The 2115-nt window shown below is 42.5% G+C and carries 2 protein-coding genes; both read left to right on the forward strand.

What is annotated here, in order from left to right; translation table 11 throughout:
• The first annotated feature begins 193 nt into the window (after positions 1 to 193).
• The gene (locus H096_RS25995) at positions 194 to 1492 is read left to right on the forward strand and encodes an AAA family ATPase (RefSeq protein ID WP_082461857.1); all 1299 of its coding nucleotides are present in this window, start codon (positions 194 to 196) and stop codon (positions 1490 to 1492) included.
• A gap of 41 nt (positions 1493 to 1533) precedes the next feature.
• A complete protein-coding gene (locus tag H096_RS26000; protein ID WP_162240130.1) occupies positions 1534 to 2082 on the forward strand; it encodes a DUF4435 domain-containing protein in 549 nt (182 codons plus the stop codon).
• Positions 2083 to 2115 lie beyond the last annotated feature (33 nt).

Below are 2115 nucleotides of genomic sequence, written 5' to 3' on the forward strand. Positions count from 1 at the left end.
ACAGCGAGGCCGTTAAAAACGGCTGCTTACTTCAGACCTTCCCTAAGGAAAACGAAATATTCGGGTGCAAGCAAGTCCTTGCCAGCTCAGCGTCGAAAGCATGAGAGACCGACGCCGTGTAACAACGTGTTTGACCTAAAAAGTGGCAATATGCAATCATTGATTTTTAATGGACTGAAAAATTTGGTGAACCGTGAGAGTAAAAGACGTCTATCTTTCCAAGCTATACGGAATTTATAACCATCACATCCACTTAGACAGAGATGGACTAACAATAATACACGGCGCAAACGGAGTAGGAAAAACTGCTGTTCTTAGATGCCTGAAGTGCATATTCGACTGGGATCTCGAAGCGCTTTCTAAAATCCCTTTTCGGCTGTGCCGAATAGAAATGGACAATGGCGTAATCATATCTGCTGAACGTTCAGCTCGAACGCACGACAAGTCAACTGGTGTGTTTTCTGGCGCAGTCGATATCACCGTTAAAAAGCCTGACGGATCTATCGAGTACGCTCAGGGACTCGACACTAAAATGCTTGAGTTTTCCGAAAGCGTAGCAGAGTCAAAACCATGGCTTTCAAAGCTAAGAAAAGGGCTCTGGCAAGACCTGCGTGATGGAACCTTAGTTGAAGCCCATGAAGTAATCGCCGAATACATACCGGGTAGCAAAAAGAGAAAAAAACATAATTCTGTTTTTTTTGACAGCATAAGAAACTCAATGGGTGTCAAAATAATTGACACTCATAGACTCTCTGGCATAGCCTCAGATATTAAAGGTGGTGCAAAAGTTCTTGAATGCGTTACAGACATGGTAAAGCAGATAAAGATAGTCAATGCAGAGTATGCAAAGCGAGCACAAGAATTAGACCAAACTTTCCCGCACCGCCTAATCTTAGAAAGCCAAACAAGATATAGTCCATCAGAAGTTAAATCGCGACTGCTTCGCTTTGAATCTCGCCAAGCACAGCTCAGCTCTATCGGATTATTAGCCGCGTTTGAAGGCCCAGTCTTACCGTCTGATATCGATGCCTTATCTGACGCAAAGCTTGAGGCCATTAGCCTCTTTATCCAAGACAGCGAAAAAAAGCTCGATTCATTTAATGAGCTCGCAATCCGTTGCACCGCACTCCTTAAGCTAATGGAAAACAATTTCACAAACAAGAAACTCTTGATAAAAAAAGACGAGGGATTAGTGGTCGCAGATTCATTCTACGGCAATCCAATCCCTATTGACGCTCTTTCCTCTGGCGAACAACATGAAATCGTAATCACGTACGAACTTCTATTTAAAACTCCAGCAAATACACTTCTATTAATTGACGAGCCAGAAATATCATTGCATGTTGCGTGGCAGAAGACCTTCATAGAAGACCTCAAATACATGTCCAGTATCGTTGGATTCGAAGCGTTAGTAGCAACTCACTCTCCATTCATTGTGGGCGACCACTATGAAATAATGCAAGCCCTCGACGACGGAGATCGTGGAGAATGATTTGCACTAGGGAAGTTGGCGATATAATTTCAGAAATAAATATGACTGTAGCAGCTGAACCACGAGCAGTATTTTGGCTTCTCGAAGGCGTTACTGATATAAAATTTTTCAAGCCTCGAATTGAGCAGAGCACAACCCTAATAGAATGCAATGGAAAATATAAACTTATAGAAGTTATAAAACGCCTCAACTCAGTTAAAACATTACAAAACATCGTAGTAATGGGCTTAGTAGATAACGACTACGATTGGCTTACCGGCTTCAGACTCCCTGAAAACGTTGTATCGACGGAACCTCGTGACCTAGAGGGAGTTTTACTTAGAGCCAATTGCATAGATAATGTATTGGCCGAATATGCGAACGCGACAGCCGTCAATCATTTTATAAAAGTGAACGGCCCTATCGTTGATGCGATTTTAAAGCGAGCAATGATTTTCGGAAAAATTAGAGCCGTCAACAGCTTAACCACCAAGGCAAGTCTAAAAGAATTCAAACCAATTCAATTTTTCAACAAAGAAAACTGGACTTACGACGAAGATCGAGCACTAACACGAGCAGTTAAACTAGGAGTATGTATGCGGATTGCATGACTATCCGGACACCCATTCCACCGACATCTGGAC

It is taken from the genome of Pseudomonas sp. FH1, assembly GCF_000510895.2.
Classification (GTDB): Bacteria; Pseudomonadota; Gammaproteobacteria; order Pseudomonadales; family Pseudomonadaceae; genus Aquipseudomonas; species Aquipseudomonas azotoformans_A.